The organism is Halotalea alkalilenta, from assembly GCF_001648175.1.
In the GTDB taxonomy this organism is placed as follows: Bacteria; Pseudomonadota; Gammaproteobacteria; order Pseudomonadales; family Halomonadaceae; genus Halotalea; species Halotalea alkalilenta_A.
Window position 1 is genome coordinate 1,518,659 of record NZ_CP015243.1, and the last position, 15,724, is coordinate 1,534,382.

Here is a 15,724-nt window from a genome sequence, read left to right on the forward strand (position 1 = left end):
CCCATGAATAGATTCCTGATCGACCGTCGTCGCGTGCTTACCGGTGCCGCAGCGGGAGTCGCTGCCCTCGCCATGCCGTCGTTCACGCGCGCCCAGGCGGCTGGAACCGTCGTGGTCGGCACCTGGGGCGGCGACTATGCCCAACTTCTCAACAAGAATGTCGAGCAGCCCTTCCTGATATCCCAAGGGTGGCGTGTCATCCAGGACCAGGCGGGCGATCCCGAGCGTCGGTCCAAGATGATTGCCGAGCGCCGGCTGCCGCGTGGGTCAACGGATATCCAAGGGCTCAATGGCCCCAACATGTATCAGGTCTACGAACTTGGATTGACCCAGGAGATCGACTACAGCCGGATTCCGAATGCGCAGAACCTGCAGCCGGGCTTTCGATTCGATTACTGCGTTCCGCACATCTATTCGGCGATGGTGGTGAACTACAATCCGGACGCCGTGGATGCGCCCGATAGCTATGCAAAAGCTTTCGATCCTTCACATGGCAATCGGCTCGGTTTCATCGACATCCAGTATCAATACACCATTTCGGCAGCCGCATTGGCGGCCGGTGGTTCGATTACCGATATCGAGTCGGGCCAGGAGCTTCTCCTCGAGGCGCGCAGGGCCGGAGCGCGAATTTATCCGACCAATGAGGCTTTCGCACAGGGCCTCTCCGCTGGCGAGATCGACGTCGGCATCATGTGGAAAGCCAGGACCGTGCAGTGGCAGGAGTCCGGTATCAAGGTTGCCTCGGTCGTTCCGAGCGAGGGCGCCATCCCTTATGTTTCCGGCTTTTCCATTCCTCAGAATGCTCAGCATCTGGATGGCGCCTATGCCTATCTGAACGCCATGCTCGATCCCTCCGCCCAAAGGGCATTCGCCGAAGACATGGGCTACAACCCGGTGGTCACCAACGCCGCAGTGCCGGCTGAGCTGAGTGCGCGGATCGGCTTCACCGAGGAGGAAGTCTCCCTGTTCAAGAACATCGACTACGGTTTCCTGCTCGATCACGACGCTGAAATGAAGACTTGGTGGGATCGCGTGTTCAAAGCTTGAGCGTATGCATGCTTCTATCTAGAAGCCTCTCGATGATGAATCAGCCAGAAACGGATCGATCAGATCGATAGGAGATGTCTCGTGGATACATCCTCGCAGCTCCGCTCCGGCACTGTCATCAGCGCCTCCAGCCTGATCGGCCCGGCGACCATCCTCGTGGCGCTAGGGGTGATCGTGCCGCTGCTGTTTCTCTTGCGCTACTCGCTCAACGAATATGATCCGCGCCTTCTGATGGTGGAAGCCTTTACCCCGGCCAACTATGTCGACTTCTTCACCGACCCATATTTTCTTGGCGCTTTCTTCACCACCGTACGCATCTCGGTCGTCTGTACGCTAGCCTGCATCCTGCTGGGGTTTCCGCTGGCCTATGTGTTGGCGCGGACTCAGTCGCGTTTCAAGAACCTGATGATCATCGCCGTCGTCATTCCTCTGTTCGTCGGCAACGCCGTGCGCGCGGCAGGATGGATGACACTGCTCGGAAGCCAGGGCTTCCTCAGTGTCACCTTGATGGATCTTGGTATCACCTCGACGATGACCGAGATCATGTTCAGTGAGACGGCGGTAGTCATCGGCATAATCGCCGTCAACTTGCCCTACATGGTCTTGACCTTGCAGAGCGTGCTGGAAAGCGTGAATAGAAATCTCGAGGAGGCGGCCTTTTCCCTTGGCGCTCCTCCACTTACGATGTTTCGTCGCGTGCTCTGGCCGCTCTCCATGCCGGGAATTGCCGCGGGGACCATTTTGACCTTCATACTGGCAATGAATGCCTATGCGACCCCCGTTCTGCTCGGCGGGCCTGAGTTCCGTATGCTGGCACCGCTGGTTTACGGTCAGTTCCAGATGAATAACTGGCCGCTCGCGGCCGCCATCGCCTTCGTTCTGATGGCAACCACGCTGCTGCTCACGGTAGTGGCGAGCCTTGTCACGAGGCAAAGTTTTCGCAACTGATTCAGCGTGCGCTCTCATCGATGATGCAGCTTGAGAGGATATCTTCGAGCACGGCTGGATCGAACGAACCCTTGACGCCGATGGCGACGGCCGCACTTCTGTCTGGCGCATCGCTGTGTTCGTAGGTAAGTTCCGATCGCTTGCCGACCAGCTGCAAGATCAGACGCCCGTCAGGCTTGCTCGGCGTATGAAAGATTCCCTTGGCGCGCAGAAGATCGGGTGGCAGGCGCTTGATCGCCAAGCGCAGCTTGTCCTCGTCGATCTTCCCTGTGGTCTGCCAATGCCAGGATTCGAACCGATCGGTATGGCCATGATCATGATCATGGCCGTGGTCATCGTCTGCATGGCCGCGGCCCCAATGACGATCGTTCAGCGTGGATTTTCGAGCGCAGTCCGAGAGATTATCCGCCGCTGCGAATAGGATCTCTCGCGGCACGTCACCGCCGCTGGCCCGGATCATGCGCATCCTTGGCAGCGCATGGCGCAGTGTTTCCTCGGTCGCCAGCAGCTGCGCTGGCGTGGCGAGGTCGGACTTGGTGATGATGGCCAGATCAGCGCCTGTCGCCTGCTCCAGGGCTAGCTCAGTCGATTCGAAATCGAGCTCGTTGAAAGCCGCTCCATCGATCAGGCAGAAGATGCCATCCAGTACGATCCGCTGCTCGAGCGCTTCGACCTCCAGCGCCTCCAAGAGCGGGAGCGGGCGCGAAATGCCGCTCGCCTCGATGATGATATGCTCCGGCGTCGGCTGGCTATCGAGAAGACGCCTCATCGCATCGACGAGATCCGTGCTGAGCGAGCAGCAAACGCAGCCATTGGAGAGCGAAACGGTGTCGGAGCTGCTTTCGACGATAAGCTCGGAATCTATGTTGACCGCGCCGAAGTCATTGATGAGAACGCCGAAGCGTACCCCCTGTGGATCCGACAGCAACCGCCTGAGCAGCGTGGTCTTGCCTGTGCCCAGAAAACCGACCAGCAGCGTGACGGGGATACGAGTCCGGAGCTTTTGGTAAGTTGGCATACGTGCGGTCCGCCTGGAACATTCAGCTTTCGAGTATATGGCAAGGCATGGGGAAAGGCCGTAACAAGGTCACTCACATGTTCATCCTGGCATGGCGTCATACTCGCGCTTGGGCAATGGCTCGGTCCAGCAGCGCCAATCCCAGATCGATCTCCTCATCGCTCACGTTCAGCGGTGGCGCGATTCGGAATACGCCCCCCATGCCTGGCAGCCGGGCGATGTTCATGCTCAGTCCAAGGTCCATGCATTCACGATTGATCGCAACGCCCAGATCGATGGCGGGTTCCTTCGTCCGGCGACTCTTGACCACCTCCACGCCGAGGAGCAGGCCCTGTCCTCGCACGTCTCCGATGCAATCGTGTTTGGCCATGAGCGCCCGCAGGCCGGACTTCAAGCGCTGCCCGGCCTGCCTGGCCCGCTCGACCAGGCCGTCGCGCTCGACCACCTCCAGTACCTTGAGTCCCACCGCGGCGGGCAAGGGGTCCGATACGTGGGTGGTATAGAACAGGTAGCCGCGCTCGTGGGCGCGTTCCTCGATCGATGGGGTGGTCAGTACCGCTGCCAGGGGCAGGCCGGCGCCGAGTGTCTTGGACAGGGTGAGGATGTCCGGAGCGACACCTTCGCGCTGGCAGGCGAACAGCCAGCCGGTGCGACCGATGCCGGTCTGGGCCTCGTCGAGGATCAGCAGCATGCCTCGCTCTTCGCACTTGGCTTTGAGTGCCGCCATGTAGCCTTCGGGCAGTTCGATGATGCCGCCGGAGCTGAGGATCGGCTCGGCGATGAACGCCGCCAGGCTTCCGCTCGATTGGCGGTCGACCAGCTCGAAGCCGTAGTCGAGCTCGGCGCGCCAGTCGTAGTGATCGGCGCAGCCGAATCGCGGTCGATAGCCATTGGGTGCCGGGATGGCGAAGGAGCCCACCGCGGGCGGGCCGATGCCGCGCCGGCCGGCGCTGTAGGTGGCCGAGGCGGCGGCTCCCGTCATCCCGTGCCAGGACTGGGCGAAGCCGACCACCTCGTAGCCACCGGTCACCAGTTTGGCCATGCGGATGGCCGCTTCATTCGACTCGGCACCGGTGCTCAGCAGCAGCGCTCGGCTCAGCTCTCCGGGCGCCAGCTCGGCCAGACGCTTGGCCAGATCCACCACCGGGCGTGAAAGCATGCCGCTGAACAGGTGATCCAGGCGGCTGGCATGGTCGCAGATCACCGCAGCGATATCGGGATGGCAGTGGCCCAGCACGGCACTCATCTGCCCGGAGGTGAAGTCCAGGATCGGCCGGTCGTCAGCGTCGTAGACGAAACTGCCGGCGGCCCGTTCGATAATCAGCGGCTCGAAATCACCGCCGTAGCGGATCAGGTGATTGCGCGCATTTTCCCAGAAGATCGGCGCTTGATTCCTCGACATATCTCTTCCTCGCCGGCGTTGTGACGTTGTGCTTGCACGATAGAGGAGCCCGGGGTTTCATCAAAACGAATAGTTCTTATACAAGCATAAAGGGATGCTTATACCTTGCAGCCATCTTTGGATATCGACCTGCTGCGCTCGTTCGTCGTGATCACAGAAACCAAGGCCCTCAGCCGTGCAGCCGACCGCGTGGGCCGCACCCAAGCGGCGCTGAGTCAGCAGATGAAGCGGTTGGAGGAGGCGGTCGGGCAGCCGCTGCTGCAGCGCACTGGGCGTGGCGTACTGCTGACCGCGCACGGCGAACAGCTGCTGGTGCATGCCCAGCGCATCCTTCGCTGTCATGACGAGGCTATGGCCGAACTCTCGGGCCAGGGGTTTTCCGGTACCTTGCGCTTCGGCTGCCCGGACGATTACGCCACGGTGTTCCTGCCCGTTCTGCTGCGTGGATTCGCCCACCGTCATCCCCACGCTTTGGTGGAGGTGAGCTGTGCGCCAACCTCCCACCTGCGCGAGCAGCTCGCCAGACACGCCATCGACCTGGCGCTGGTTTCCGTGCCGGATGGAGAGCGTTCGGCATCGGTGATTCGTCGCGAGCAGCTCGTTTGGGTAGGGTGTCCCGGCTGCCCGGTGATGGAATCCGAGTCGCTCCCCTTGGCGCTTTCGCACGCGGACAACCTGGATCACACCTGGGCTCGCCAGGCCCTGTTCGACTGCGGGCGTGCTCACCATGTCGCCTACGCCAGCAGCAGTCTGGCCGGTTTGATCGCGCTGGTGCGCTCAGGCCAGGCGATCGCGGTGATGACACGGACCGCGGTGCCAGGGGATCTGCAGATACTGGCTACCGGGGCGGATCTGCCAGTTCTGCCCAGCTTCGGGATCACCGTGGAGTTTGCCCGGGAGACCCATCCGCCGCTGGTGGAAGCCTTCGCACGACATATCCGTGCCCATTTGCCAGGGATATGAGTCGGCGATTCACCGGACGCTGGCTTCCCTGCGCTGGCCCGCTTCGGTATTCCACCGAAGCGGGGAGCGTCGTTCAGATCGCGAGGCGGCGCGGGAAGAACAGCGTGGCGGCGGTATGGAGCAGTAGCGCGCTGACGAAGGTCAGCGGCGCGGAGAGCACGGCGAGGGGGCCTGCGTACATCAGCGCGATACCGATCGCCGTCGCGCCCAGCCAGGCGATCAGTCCGCTTCGCTCCAGGCGCGGGGTAACCGAGGGCGTGGGCATGCCGCGGCTCGGTGAAATCAGCCAAGCGATGGCGACGCCGACCCAGGCGACCACGAACACCCCTTGGTAGGCCAAGGCCTGGAGCAGGTAGGCGAACACATCGGAGAGCATCAGCAGGTAGGCGAGGATGCCGACCAGCACGATGCTTACCGGTTTGGTCCAGCGCCGCTGCGCGCCTCCGATCAGGTGGTCGAGGTTGCTCGCGGCCAGATAGAAGTTGGCGGTATTGATTCGGCTCTGGGTCACCCACACCAGCAGCAGTCCCCAGCCGCCCATCAACTCGAGCAGACCGGTGACCAGCGAGGCTTCGGAGATGCCCTCGTTCGGCAGGGTGGCATCGAGCAGGATGCCGATGATCGCGCTGAACAAGAACGTCATCAGGTAGAACGGCAGGCCGAAAGTCACCTTGGCGTGGAAGTCGGCGTCCTCTTCGCGGCCGAAGCGGGCGTAGTCGAAGGTGAACATCATCAGTACCCAGACGCCCATGTAGAACGCGAAGGTGTTGAGCCAGCCCCAGTTTGAGGCGCCGCCCTCGGGCTCCCGGGTGAGCCAGCCTTGGGGGTAGCCATGGACCATGAAGGCGACCGCTACCGCGGCGACCATGCCGATTACATAGATCGGCAGCAGCACGCCGTTGAACTTGTCCAGCCAGCGCTGGATTCCACCACCGATCAATACGATCCCAAGCAGTGTCACCAGCACCGCGGAGACCGGCATCGGCAGGGCGCCGTCGCTCCACGCGGTTAGCGCCAGCGCCATGACGTGGCCTTCGAACACGGCGTAGTAGAGCGCGGTGGCGAAGAAGATCAGGGTCGCGAGCGGTGCGCCCAGGGCGCCGAACAGGCGCTGTGAGAAGCGTGCCACGTCGAGCCCGGAGGTGATCGCATAGCGGCATAGCACGCGATTGACCAGGGTATAGCAGAGCACGCTGAGTACCACGCCGATCAGCGCGTTGACGGTGCCATAGGCGCGGGCCATGGCGGCGGCGACGACGATGTAGAAGATCGCGCTGCATACCGCCCACCAGGCCATCATCAGCTTGGTTCGGGGGAGGCGGGGATGATCGGGGGCGTTGGTTCGATCGGCGGGGACGGAGATTTTGCCGGCCATGGATGACTCCTTGCGAGGTTTTTGTGGTTGGGCACGCAGGAACGAGCCGGCCCGAGCGGCCGGCGTGGAACTAGTCAGGCGCGAAGTGGCGCTCGAGCGCGGCAATGCGCTTGCGATATTCGCCTCGCGCTTCCAGCGCGGTGGGCAGGTCGACCGCCTCGAAGCGCACCTTGCGGTGTGGCTGGAGCTGGCCGATGAGATCCATGTCGGCGCTGATCACCGTGGCGATGGTGGCGTAGCCTCCGCCTGAGACCGCATCGCGATGAAGGATGATCGGTTCGGTGCCGCCGGGAATCTGGATCGATCCGATCGGGTAGCAGGCGTCGACGATGTTCGATGGATCGCTACCAGCGCCGAAAGGTGGTTCGCGAGGTACGAACTCGAGCGGCTGGTCGCCCTTGAAGCGATAGCCGATCCGGTCGGCCTCGGAGGCGACCCGCCAGGTCTCGGCGTAGAAGCGCTCGCGCCCCGCGGGGCTGAGTCGATGCTCGTAGAGCCCGGGCACCACGCGCAGCACGTGCTCGGCGTCGAAGCGCGGCCGCCACTGCTCGGGCAGCCGGCGCAGCGGGATGCGGGAGGAGCAAGGCAGCAGCGCCAGGCGGTCGCCGGCACGCAGCGCTCGCCCATCCAAGCCGCCGAGGCCTCCCAGGGCATAGGTGCTGCGGCTACCGAGCCGCTCGGGTACATCGATACCACCGCCGAAAGCGAGGTAGAGCCGGGCCCCGGCGCGAACGAAGTCGAAGCTCAGTACGCTGCCCTTGGGCGCGATGAAGGCCTCATTGAGTGGCTGCCGCTCGCCGTCGAGCTTGGGCACCATCTCGGCACCGCAGGCGGCGACCCGGCAGGCTTCGGTGAACCGAAGCTCGGGTCCCATCAGTGCGCACTCCAAGGCGGCGGCTCCCGGGGTATTGCCGACCAGCAGGTTGGCGGCGCGCAGCGACATCTGGTCCATCGCGCCGGAAGGCGGAATGCCGAGATGGTAGTGGCCGACCCGGCCAAGGTCCTGGATCGAAGTGTGCAGCCCCGGCTTGAGTACTTCGATGCTCATGCGAAAACCTCCTTGACCCTGGCTGCGTAACCGATCGGATCGCGCTCATAGCCATCGAGATCGAAGACGTAGGGCATGACGCGGGGAACGAACTCGCCGCGCGCGGCCTGGGCGTCGAGCACCTCGTAGCGCGCGTCGTCGATCGGGGTGAACTTGACCACGTCGCCGGGGCGGAAGTAGATCATCGAGGCGTCGATGTGGGGCTGGGCGCCGGCGGGGTCGTAGATCGGCATCGGGGTGATGCCGAACATCTGGTAGCCACCGGCGCCGCGCACCGAATAGATGCAGCTGAAGCAGCCGCCGTAGCCGACCGTCTGTCGCGGCGTGTCGGTGCGAGGCCTGAGGTATTTCGGCACCTGGATTTGCCGCTCGCGTGGGGCCATCTGGTACATGAACGGCAGGCCGGCGACGAAGCCGACCATCGAGACGAACCACGGCGTCGCGCTGTGCGCCTCGATGAAAGCGGCGGTGTCGTCGTAGCCGTTGATCCTTGCCGCGTACTCGAGATCGGTTGCGTCGGGCTGCTGGTGGCGATCGCGAAAGCGCATCAAGGTTTCGCGGGTCCAGGGGTCGTCATAGAACACCGGCACCTCGATCACCCGGGTATGGAGCGTGCGCTGGCGGTTACCGGCAAGCTCGGTGTCGAAGCGCTCGAGCAAGGCCTTTAGCTGGTTTCCATCGATCCGATCGGGATCATAACGGACCTGGTAGGAGGCATTGGCCGGGCAGATCTCGATCACCCCATCGATGGCTTCCCGGCGCAGGCGGTCGGTGATCGAGATGCTGCGAAAGAAGGCTTCGAGCTTCATCTCCTCGCTGAGCTCGACGAAGAGGAATTCGTCGCCAGCGAAACTGTAGCGTGCGCTCATGCAAGGGTCTCCTCATGAGTGGTGCCGGCGAGCCAGGCCTCGAGATACTGCGTATCGAATCGCGCTTCGCGGACCCGAGGGTCGTCGAGCAGGCGACGATGGAGCCCGGCGGTGGTGGCGAAACCCTCGATCTCGAACTCGTCGAGGGCCCGCCGAGCGCGGGCCAGGGCGGCATCGCGATGCTCGGCGTGGACGATCAGCTTGGCTGCCAGCGAGTCATAGAAGGGCGGAATCCGGTAGCCGGGGTAGAGTGCGCTGTCGATCCTGATGCCCGGGCCGGCGGGCCAGGTGAGACGCTCCACCCGACCCGGGGAGGGGAAGAATCCGTGGTCGGGGTCCTCGGCATTGATCCGCATCTCGATCGCCCAGCCGCGGCGCTGGATCTCGGCCTGGGTGATGCCGAGCGCACGCCCGGCGCAGATCTCGATCATCTCGCGCACCAGGTCGACGCCGGTGATCATTTCGGTCACCGGATGCTCGACCTGGATGCGGGTGTTCATCTCGATGAAGAAAAAATCGCCGGTGGCTTCATCGAACAGGTATTCAAGCGTCCCTGCGCCGCGATAGCCGATGTGCTCGGCGAGCCTCACCGCGCTTGCGCAGAGCGTTTGCCGGCTGTCCTCATCGAGGACGGCGCAGGGCGCCTCCTCGAGAATCTTCTGGCGTCGTCGTTGCAGCGAACACTCGCGCTCGAACAGGTGCACCGCGCGTTCGCCGTCAGCGAGAATCTGCACTTCGATGTGACGAGCGTGACTGATCGCGCGTTCGAGATAGACACGCTCATCCTTGAACGCTGCGCGGGCCTCGGCCCGGGCGAGGGGCAGCTGGCGGGCCAGCTCTTCGGCGTTCTCGACCTTGCGAATGCCACGGCCACCGCCGCCCGCGCTCGCCTTGATCAATAGCGGGTAGCCGATCTCCCCGGCGATGCGGATGGCCTGATCCAGATCGTCATCGAGTGGCTGCGAGCCGGGGACGATAGGCACCCCGACAAGGCTTGCCTCGCGCCGCGCAGAGGCCTTGTCGCCCATGCGTGCGATCGTCTTTGCGTCCGGGCCGATAAAGCACAGTCCCGCTTCGGCCACCGCGGCCGCCAGCTCGGCGCTCTCAGCGAGAAATCCATAGCCCGGGTGGACGGCGTCGGCTTGGGTCCGAGCGGCGGCGGCGATGATCGCCTCGACGTTGAGATAGCTCAGCGACGCCTGCGCGGGACCGATGCATATCGCCTGGTCAGCGAGCCGTACGGCGAGTCCGTCGTCGTCCGCCTCGCTGTGGGCGACGATGCTATGGATGCCGAGCTCGCGTGCGGCGCGAACGATGCGTACGGCGATCTCCCCGCGGTTGCAGATCAGCAGACGCTCGATCATCACGCATCCCCATCCAGCACCGCGATGACCTGGCCGGCTTCCACCACTGCGCCATCCTCGACCTCGAACTGCACCAGCCTGCCGTGGTCGCCTGCGGTGATCTCGGCGAACTGCTTCATCACCTCGAGCAGGCCGATCACGCTCTCCGGGCTCAATGGTTCGCCCTGCTCGGCGAACGGTGCCGCTTCGGGCGAGGGGCGGCGATAGAACACACCGGGGAAGGGGGCTTGCACGGATATGCGAGACATATCTCTTCGACTCCTGGTCGTTGGTATTGGAATAGGGTCAAGCGGGATTCGGGATGCGAGGCGTCGATCAGCCCGCCGCCAGGCGAAAACCGGCAGCGGTGAGCCGCCGATGGATTGCGCGGGCGATCTCGAGCGCGCCGGGTGTGTCGCTGTGCAGGCAGATGGACTCGAACCCGACCTCGACCCGTTTGCCATCGACGCTGGTGACCACACCTTCGGTGCAAGCGGTGAGCACTTTGTCGGCCACCGCTTCGGGATCGAGCCGTGGTACCCGGCGGACGAACACGATCGACCCATCGCAGGAGTAATCACGGTCGGCGTAGAACTCCCGCACCACCTCGATGCCGCCTGCGCGTGCCGCGCGGGTCAGCGCTGAATCCGGCAGGCAGTAGAGCGGGAGTCCCGGCGCCGCCTGCAGCAGCGCCTCGACCAGCAGCTCGGCGAATGGCTGGTCGCGGGCCGCATGCATGAACAGCGCCCCATGCAGCTTGAGATGGTGGAGGGCAAGTCCACGCCGCGCGGCCAGGGCGGCGACCGCGCCGAGCTGGTAGAGCACGTCGTTGACCAGCTCGGCGGCGCTGGCGTCGATGTGGCGGCGACCGAAGCCGACCAGATCGCCGAAGCCCGGATGGACGCCGACGGAGACGCCGTGGCGCTGGGCCAGCACCAGGCTTGCATCGATGACGCTGGGGTCGCCTGCATGGAAGCCGGCGGCCAGATTGGCGGAAGTGATCAGCGCCATCAGCTCGGCGTCCACGTCATCTCCAAGGTGCCAGTGGCCGAAGCGTTCGCCGATGTCGGCGTTGAGGTCGATTTGGGCTCCCATGGGGCTCTCCATCTGGTCGATGGGAAAGTTATGCGCTGCGATGGAGGTGTTTTGTATAATTAGTTTCTGTTTCGTGTTTTCGGAAAATCCGAAAAAGGTGGCTGGATGCAGAATGAGTTGACCCTGCGCAAGCTTCGCTACTTCGTCGGGCTCGCCGAAAGCGGCAAGGGCAGCCAGGCGGCGGTGGACCTCAACGTTTCCCAGTCCTCGATCACCACCGCCGTGCGCGAGCTGGAGCAGCAGCTCGGGGTCCGGCTGTTTCGCCGCTGCGCCCAGGGGATGCAGCTGACCCTGCACGGCGAGCGTTTCCTGCGCCAGGCCCAGCGGGTGCTGCAGGCAGCCGCCGAAGCGCTCGACCTTGGGCCGGAAACGCCGAGTACGGTCACTGGACGCCTGGAGCTCGCGATGAGCTACACCGTCGCGGGCTATTTCTTTCCGCCGCTGCTGGCGCGTTTTCGCCGCCGCTTTCCCGAGATCGAAGTGCGTCTTCACGAAGCCCCAAGGCTCACCATCCAGGCCGGACTGGTCGACGGGGTCTTCGGCCTCGCCATCGTGCTGACCTCGAATCTCGGCCGCCAGGCCAGCCTCGATCATCATTCACTGCTGCGCTCGCGCCGGAGGCTTTGGGTCGGTGCCCACCATCCGTTGCTCGAGCGTGACCAGGTCAGCCTGGCGGAGGTGGCGCATCACCCCTACGTGATGCTCAACGTCGATGAGGCCGAGAAGACGGCGATGCGCTACTGGGTGCAGGCCGGGCTCAAGCCGAAGACGATCTTCAGCACCTCGTCGGTGGAAGCCGTGCGCAGCATGGTCGCCAGCGGCGCTGGCGTCGCGGTGCTCTCCGACATGGTCTATAGACCCTGGTCTCTGGAGGGGCAGCGGGTCGAGCAAATCGATCTGATCGATCCGGTGCCGGACATGGAGGTTGGGGTGGCGTGGGCGAGGGAGAGGGAGCTGTCCGGACCCGCCAAGGCGATGCGCGATCTCCTGGTCGGGGCGATGCACCGCGGTACCGATGGGCGTGTTTGAGGCCCATCCACGGAAAGCTCGCTCTCGACGAATGGCTCGCCGCCCATTCGCTCGTCCTTCGGGTGATGCATGGAACGATGCATGGAACGGTGGGTATTTCGCGATGTTCGAGCAGCCTGGAATTTCTACCGGTTAAATGCGAGCCTCGTTTTGAAGCCTTGGATGCGCAGGTGCTGATTACCACCATCCCCCTTGGGTACGATCCCTTGAGTGCGAGGAGTATCAAGCATGACCGATTCATTCGACTACGTGCCGCCGAAGGTTTGGACCTGGAACAAGGCGAGCGGTGGTCGCTTTGCAAACATCAACCGACCGATCTCTGGTGCGACCCACGACAAGGAGCTTCCCGTCGGGCGCCATCCTCTGCAGCTCTATTCGCTGGCCACGCCGAATGGCGTCAAGGTCACGGTGATGCTGGAGGAGCTGTTATCCCTCGGTCATGGCGGTGCGGAGTACGATGCTTGGCTGATAAACATCGGTGAAGGAGACCAGTTCGGCAGTGGCTTCGTCGCGGTGAACCCGAATTCCAAGATCCCCGCATTGATGGATCGCAGCGGCGCACAGCCGATCCGGGTCTTCGAATCCGGCGCGATCTTGCTGTACCTGGCGGAGAAGTTCGGGGCATTCCTGCCAACCGAGGCCGGCGCACGCGCCGAATGCCTGTCGTGGCTTTTCTGGCAGATGGGCAGCGCGCCCTATCTGGGAGGAGGCTTCGGCCATTTCTATGCCTATGCCCCGATCAAGATCGAATATGCGATCGATCGCTTCGCGATGGAAGTGAAGCGTCAACTCGACGTGCTCGACAAGCGGCTCGCCGACAACGAGTACGTAGCCGGCAGCGAGTACACGATTGCCGATATCGCCATCTGGCCGTGGTACGGTGGTCTGGTCAACGGCTGGCTGTACGAGGCGGCCGAGTTCCTCTCCACACACGAGTACGAGCACGTTCAGCGCTGGGCCCAAGCCGTCGGTGAACGCCCAGCCGTCCAGCGTGGGCGGATGGTCAACCGGGTCTTTGGCGAACCCTCGAGCCAGCTGCATGAGCGCCATGCCGCCACCGACTTCACAACCAGGACGCAGGACAAGCTGACCAGCAACCCCTAGCGACGGCGTACCCAGCTTGAAAGTCAGCTAATGGTTGGCCCAGCCTGGGGCGATGACCATCCTTGGCATTGCCTCAGTGCTTGCCCAGCGTCTGGGAAGCAGTGATCTCAATCGATCCACTCACTCATCCGATCATCGACTCGCTTCAAGCCAAACCCTGAACACGATCTGCATCCCCGCCGCTGGGGCGGGGATGGCGTTCGTCTGTCGGCTCATTTCACTGCACCTGAGTAAATGGGTACCAGCAAGATCGCATCCGCATATGGAGAACACAGGGTAATTATGCTCGTTGTTCATCGATATGATCGAGAAAAGCAGGAGACAGTGCATGTGGTAAGTGGAGATGTTTTCTTGTGGATGGTCGAGATAAATTAAAAATTGAGTCAGATCAAAGAAAGTCGGTATTCGATCCTATAGTGTCTCGAAGGCTTTGGCGTCAGGTGTGCCGATGTGCCTGCCAAAAAAACAGAGATGGCAAGCCATCGATTCCCCATATTGTCTATCTGAGAATCCATTGATACTCCCCATGAGGCTGCCGGTGAGGCATGATTTCTTCGCGCAATTTAGCGGGCTTCATCCCGCGGCTCGGGCCTCGGCGTCACTGAGCGCATCGAGATCACGGCGACCAAGCGCTGCGCTGAAGCGCAGCATTCGGATGCGCGTGCCGTGTTTGTCCAGTCACGGAGATCTTCTTTGATTTTTACGTAGTAAAAAAACCAAAAAAATGCTGATATCCTCGACATTAAGGGGATATTAAATGCTTTTCGTGGTTTTTTTACCTAAAGAATCATAGGCGGTAGCCGAATAAAAACATAATCCGTACGATGTGTGCGGTTTTGTCACATTGCCGCCATCTTGAGCATCGACTCTTATTATCCAATAAGACACGTCTACTCGCTGGGCGAAATGAGAAATCGCCAATAAGGGATCCCGCCGTGAATACCGACACTGCAAGAAAATCAGACAGTTTCCTGCGAAAAGTGCCTTGGGGGCTGTTCTTGGCCGTCATCGCCGCACTGGTGATCATCTTGCTTCCCGAGCAAGAGGGGCTGCCGGTCGCAGGCCAACGAATGCTCGCCATCCTGGTCTTCGCGGTGATCGTGTGGATCAGCGAGTCGCTCTCCTACGAGGTGAGTGCTCTGACGATCATTGCGATGATTGCTTTTTTGATCGGCCTGGCACCATCGATCGATGACCCGAGCGTGATCATCGGCACCAGCAGGGCCTTGGGCATGGGCCTCACCGGTTTTGCCAGTCCCGCGTTGCTGCTGGTCGCCGTCGCTTTGTTCATTGCCGTAGCAATGACCCATACCGGCCTCGACCGGCGCATCGCGCTCATCACCCTCTCGCGCTTCGGTGCCCGCCCAAAGCGTGTGCTGCTGGCAGCGCTGGCGGTCACCATCGTGTTGAGCCTCCTGGTCCCGAGCGCCACCGCCCGCGTGGCTTGCGTGGTGCCGATCATGCTGGGTGCGGTCGCCGCCTTCGGCGTCGATAAGCGCTCGAAGCTGGCCGGGGGACTGATGATCCTGGTCGCCCAGGCGACCAGCATCTGGAACGTTGGGATCATGACCGCCGCGGCGCAGAACCTGCTCACCATCGGCTTCATGCAGAACATCATCGGTGAGTCGGTGACCTGGACCGACTGGCTGGTGGCGGGGGCTCCCTGGAGCATCCTGATGACGGTGGTGGTCTACTTCGTGATTCTTCGGGTCATGCCTCCCGAGACCGAAACCATCGAAGGTGGCACCGACACGGTCAAGCGCCAGCTGGCCGAACTCGGCCCGCTGACACGCTCGGAGAAGTTCCTGCTCAGCGTCATGCTGATCCTTCTGATGGTCTGGTCGACCGGCGGTAAACTCCACCCGTTCGACACCTCGTCTACCACCCTGGTGGGGCTGGCCATTCTGATGATGCCGGGCATCGGAGTGATGAGCTGGCGCGACGTGCAGCTCAAGATCCCGTGGGGCACGGTGCTGGTCTTCGGCGCGGGTATCAGCCTCGGTACCGCGATGCTGACCACCCAGGCGGGCGCTTGGCTGGCACAGCTGCTGGTCTCCAGCCTGGGCATGGAACAGATGTCTCCGTTCATGGTGTTCACCGCGCTTTCCGCCTTCCTGGTCATCATCCACCTTGGCTTCGCCAGCGCCACTGCCCTGGCTTCGGCGATGCTGCCGATCATGATCGCGGTACTCAGCCACATCGGTGGCGACATCAATGTACTGGGCATGAGCATGCTGCTCGGCTTCGTCCTCAGCTTCGGTTTCATCCTGCCGATCAATGCGCCGCAGAACATGGTCTGCATCGGCACCGAGACCTTCACCAGCCGGCAGTTCATTCATACGGGCATCTACCTGACGCTGATCGGTTACGCGCTGATGCTGCTGCTCGCGCTGACCTACTGGCACTGGTTGGGGTGGATCTGAGCGATTCCACTCGATAGATCGCTGCGGGTCCGGTTGGCATGCGCATCGCTCTGGGGCCCT

Annotated in this window: 14 protein-coding genes; 6 read left to right on the forward strand and 8 right to left on the reverse strand. The window is 62.7% G+C overall.

The features are described 5' to 3' along the window. Positions 1-3 precede the first annotated feature (3 nt). Together A5892_RS06670 and A5892_RS06675 are read left to right on the forward strand one after the other, a co-directional pair. Complete coding sequence (locus tag A5892_RS06670; protein ID WP_190295665.1) at positions 4-1,047, forward strand: ABC transporter substrate-binding protein; 1,044 nt, start codon at positions 4-6, stop codon at positions 1,045-1,047. A gap of 81 nt (positions 1,048-1,128) precedes the next feature. Further along, positions 1,129-1,995 (forward strand): ABC transporter permease, encoded by an 867-nt coding sequence (locus A5892_RS06675; RefSeq protein WP_064122139.1) that lies wholly within the window; start codon positions 1,129-1,131, stop codon positions 1,993-1,995. 1 nt (position 1,996) lies between these two features. On the opposite strand, the gene A5892_RS06680 is transcribed toward A5892_RS06675, so the two are convergent. Continuing rightward, positions 1,997-3,013, reverse strand: coding sequence for a CobW family GTP-binding protein (locus A5892_RS06680; protein WP_064122140.1), 1,017 nt, complete (start codon positions 3,011-3,013; stop codon positions 1,997-1,999). A 97-nt stretch (positions 3,014-3,110) separates the two neighbouring features. After that, entirely contained in the window at positions 3,111-4,415 is a 1,305-nt protein-coding gene (locus tag A5892_RS06685; protein ID WP_064122141.1) for an aspartate aminotransferase family protein, read from the reverse strand. Positions 4,416-4,520: 105 nt separating this feature from the next. Between A5892_RS06685 and A5892_RS06690 the strand changes: the two genes are divergently transcribed. Further along, positions 4,521-5,378: a LysR family transcriptional regulator gene (locus A5892_RS06690; protein ID WP_064122142.1), complete on the forward strand. Its 858-nt coding sequence runs from the start codon at positions 4,521-4,523 to the stop codon at positions 5,376-5,378. A 73-nt stretch (positions 5,379-5,451) separates the two neighbouring features. Here A5892_RS06690 and A5892_RS06695 read toward each other — a convergent pair whose 3' ends face one another. The 6 genes from A5892_RS06695 to pxpA all read right to left on the reverse strand — a co-directional run bounded on the left by A5892_RS06695 (position 5,452) and on the right by pxpA (position 11,108). Then, on the reverse strand, positions 5,452-6,753 hold the full coding sequence (locus A5892_RS06695; RefSeq protein ID WP_064122143.1) for a purine-cytosine permease family protein: 1,302 nt from the start codon (positions 6,751-6,753) through the stop codon (positions 5,452-5,454). 70 nt (positions 6,754-6,823) lie between these two features. After that, positions 6,824-7,801 (reverse strand): biotin-dependent carboxyltransferase family protein, encoded by a 978-nt coding sequence (locus tag A5892_RS06700; RefSeq protein ID WP_064122144.1) that lies wholly within the window; start codon positions 7,799-7,801, stop codon positions 6,824-6,826. After that, entirely contained in the window at positions 7,798-8,670 is an 873-nt protein-coding gene (locus A5892_RS06705; protein ID WP_064122145.1) for a 5-oxoprolinase subunit B family protein, read from the reverse strand. Before A5892_RS06705 ends, A5892_RS06700 begins: the two co-directional genes overlap by 4 nt. Then, positions 8,667-10,034 (reverse strand): acetyl-CoA carboxylase biotin carboxylase subunit, encoded by a 1,368-nt coding sequence (locus A5892_RS06710; protein WP_064122146.1) that lies wholly within the window; start codon positions 10,032-10,034, stop codon positions 8,667-8,669. The genes A5892_RS06705 and A5892_RS06710 overlap by 4 nt, the downstream gene beginning before the upstream one ends. Then, positions 10,034-10,282, reverse strand: coding sequence for an acetyl-CoA carboxylase (locus A5892_RS06715; protein WP_064122147.1), 249 nt, complete (start codon positions 10,280-10,282; stop codon positions 10,034-10,036). Before A5892_RS06715 ends, A5892_RS06710 begins: the two co-directional genes overlap by 1 nt. 67 nt (positions 10,283-10,349) lie before the next feature. Continuing rightward, positions 10,350-11,108, reverse strand: a complete 759-nt coding sequence (pxpA, locus tag A5892_RS06720) for a 5-oxoprolinase subunit PxpA (RefSeq protein WP_064122148.1) — start codon at positions 11,106-11,108, stop codon at positions 10,350-10,352. Between the two features lie 105 nt (positions 11,109-11,213). Between pxpA and A5892_RS06725 the strand changes: the two genes are divergently transcribed. From A5892_RS06725 to A5892_RS06735, 3 genes are all read left to right on the forward strand, one after another. Beyond that, entirely contained in the window at positions 11,214-12,137 is a 924-nt protein-coding gene (locus A5892_RS06725; RefSeq protein WP_064122149.1) for a LysR family transcriptional regulator, read from the forward strand. A gap of 228 nt (positions 12,138-12,365) precedes the next feature. Continuing rightward, positions 12,366-13,241, forward strand: a complete 876-nt coding sequence (gene yghU, locus A5892_RS06730; RefSeq protein WP_064122150.1) for a glutathione-dependent disulfide-bond oxidoreductase — start codon at positions 12,366-12,368, stop codon at positions 13,239-13,241. 935 nt (positions 13,242-14,176) lie between these two features. After that, positions 14,177-15,664 carry a DASS family sodium-coupled anion symporter gene (locus A5892_RS06735; protein WP_064122151.1) on the forward strand — a complete coding sequence of 496 codons (1,488 nt, stop codon included), beginning with the start codon at positions 14,177-14,179 and terminating at the stop codon, positions 15,662-15,664. Positions 15,665-15,724 lie beyond the last annotated feature (60 nt).

Bases quoted from the DNA above. Each gene is read 5' to 3' on its own strand.
- A5892_RS06715 (WP_064122147.1), bottom strand. From the start codon at position 10,282: ATGTCTCGCATATCCGTGCAAGCCCCCTTCCCCGGTGTGTTCTATCGC.
- A5892_RS06680 (WP_064122140.1), bottom strand. From the start codon at position 3,013: ATGCCAACTTACCAAAAGCTCCGGACTCGTATCCCCGTCACGCTGCTG.
- A5892_RS06685 (WP_064122141.1), bottom strand. From the start codon at position 4,415: ATGTCGAGGAATCAAGCGCCGATCTTCTGGGAAAATGCGCGCAATCAC.
- A5892_RS06710 (WP_064122146.1), bottom strand. From the start codon at position 10,034: ATGATCGAGCGTCTGCTGATCTGCAACCGCGGGGAGATCGCCGTACGC.
- A5892_RS06705 (WP_064122145.1), bottom strand. From the start codon at position 8,670: ATGAGCGCACGCTACAGTTTCGCTGGCGACGAATTCCTCTTCGTCGAG.
- A5892_RS06725 (WP_064122149.1), top strand. From the start codon at position 11,214: ATGCAGAATGAGTTGACCCTGCGCAAGCTTCGCTACTTCGTCGGGCTC.
- yghU (WP_064122150.1), top strand. From the start codon at position 12,366: ATGACCGATTCATTCGACTACGTGCCGCCGAAGGTTTGGACCTGGAAC.
- pxpA (WP_064122148.1), bottom strand. From the start codon at position 11,108: ATGGGAGCCCAAATCGACCTCAACGCCGACATCGGCGAACGCTTCGGC.
- A5892_RS06700 (WP_064122144.1), bottom strand. From the start codon at position 7,801: ATGAGCATCGAAGTACTCAAGCCGGGGCTGCACACTTCGATCCAGGAC.
- A5892_RS06670 (WP_190295665.1), top strand. From the start codon at position 4: ATGAATAGATTCCTGATCGACCGTCGTCGCGTGCTTACCGGTGCCGCA.
- A5892_RS06695 (WP_064122143.1), bottom strand. From the start codon at position 6,753: ATGGCCGGCAAAATCTCCGTCCCCGCCGATCGAACCAACGCCCCCGAT.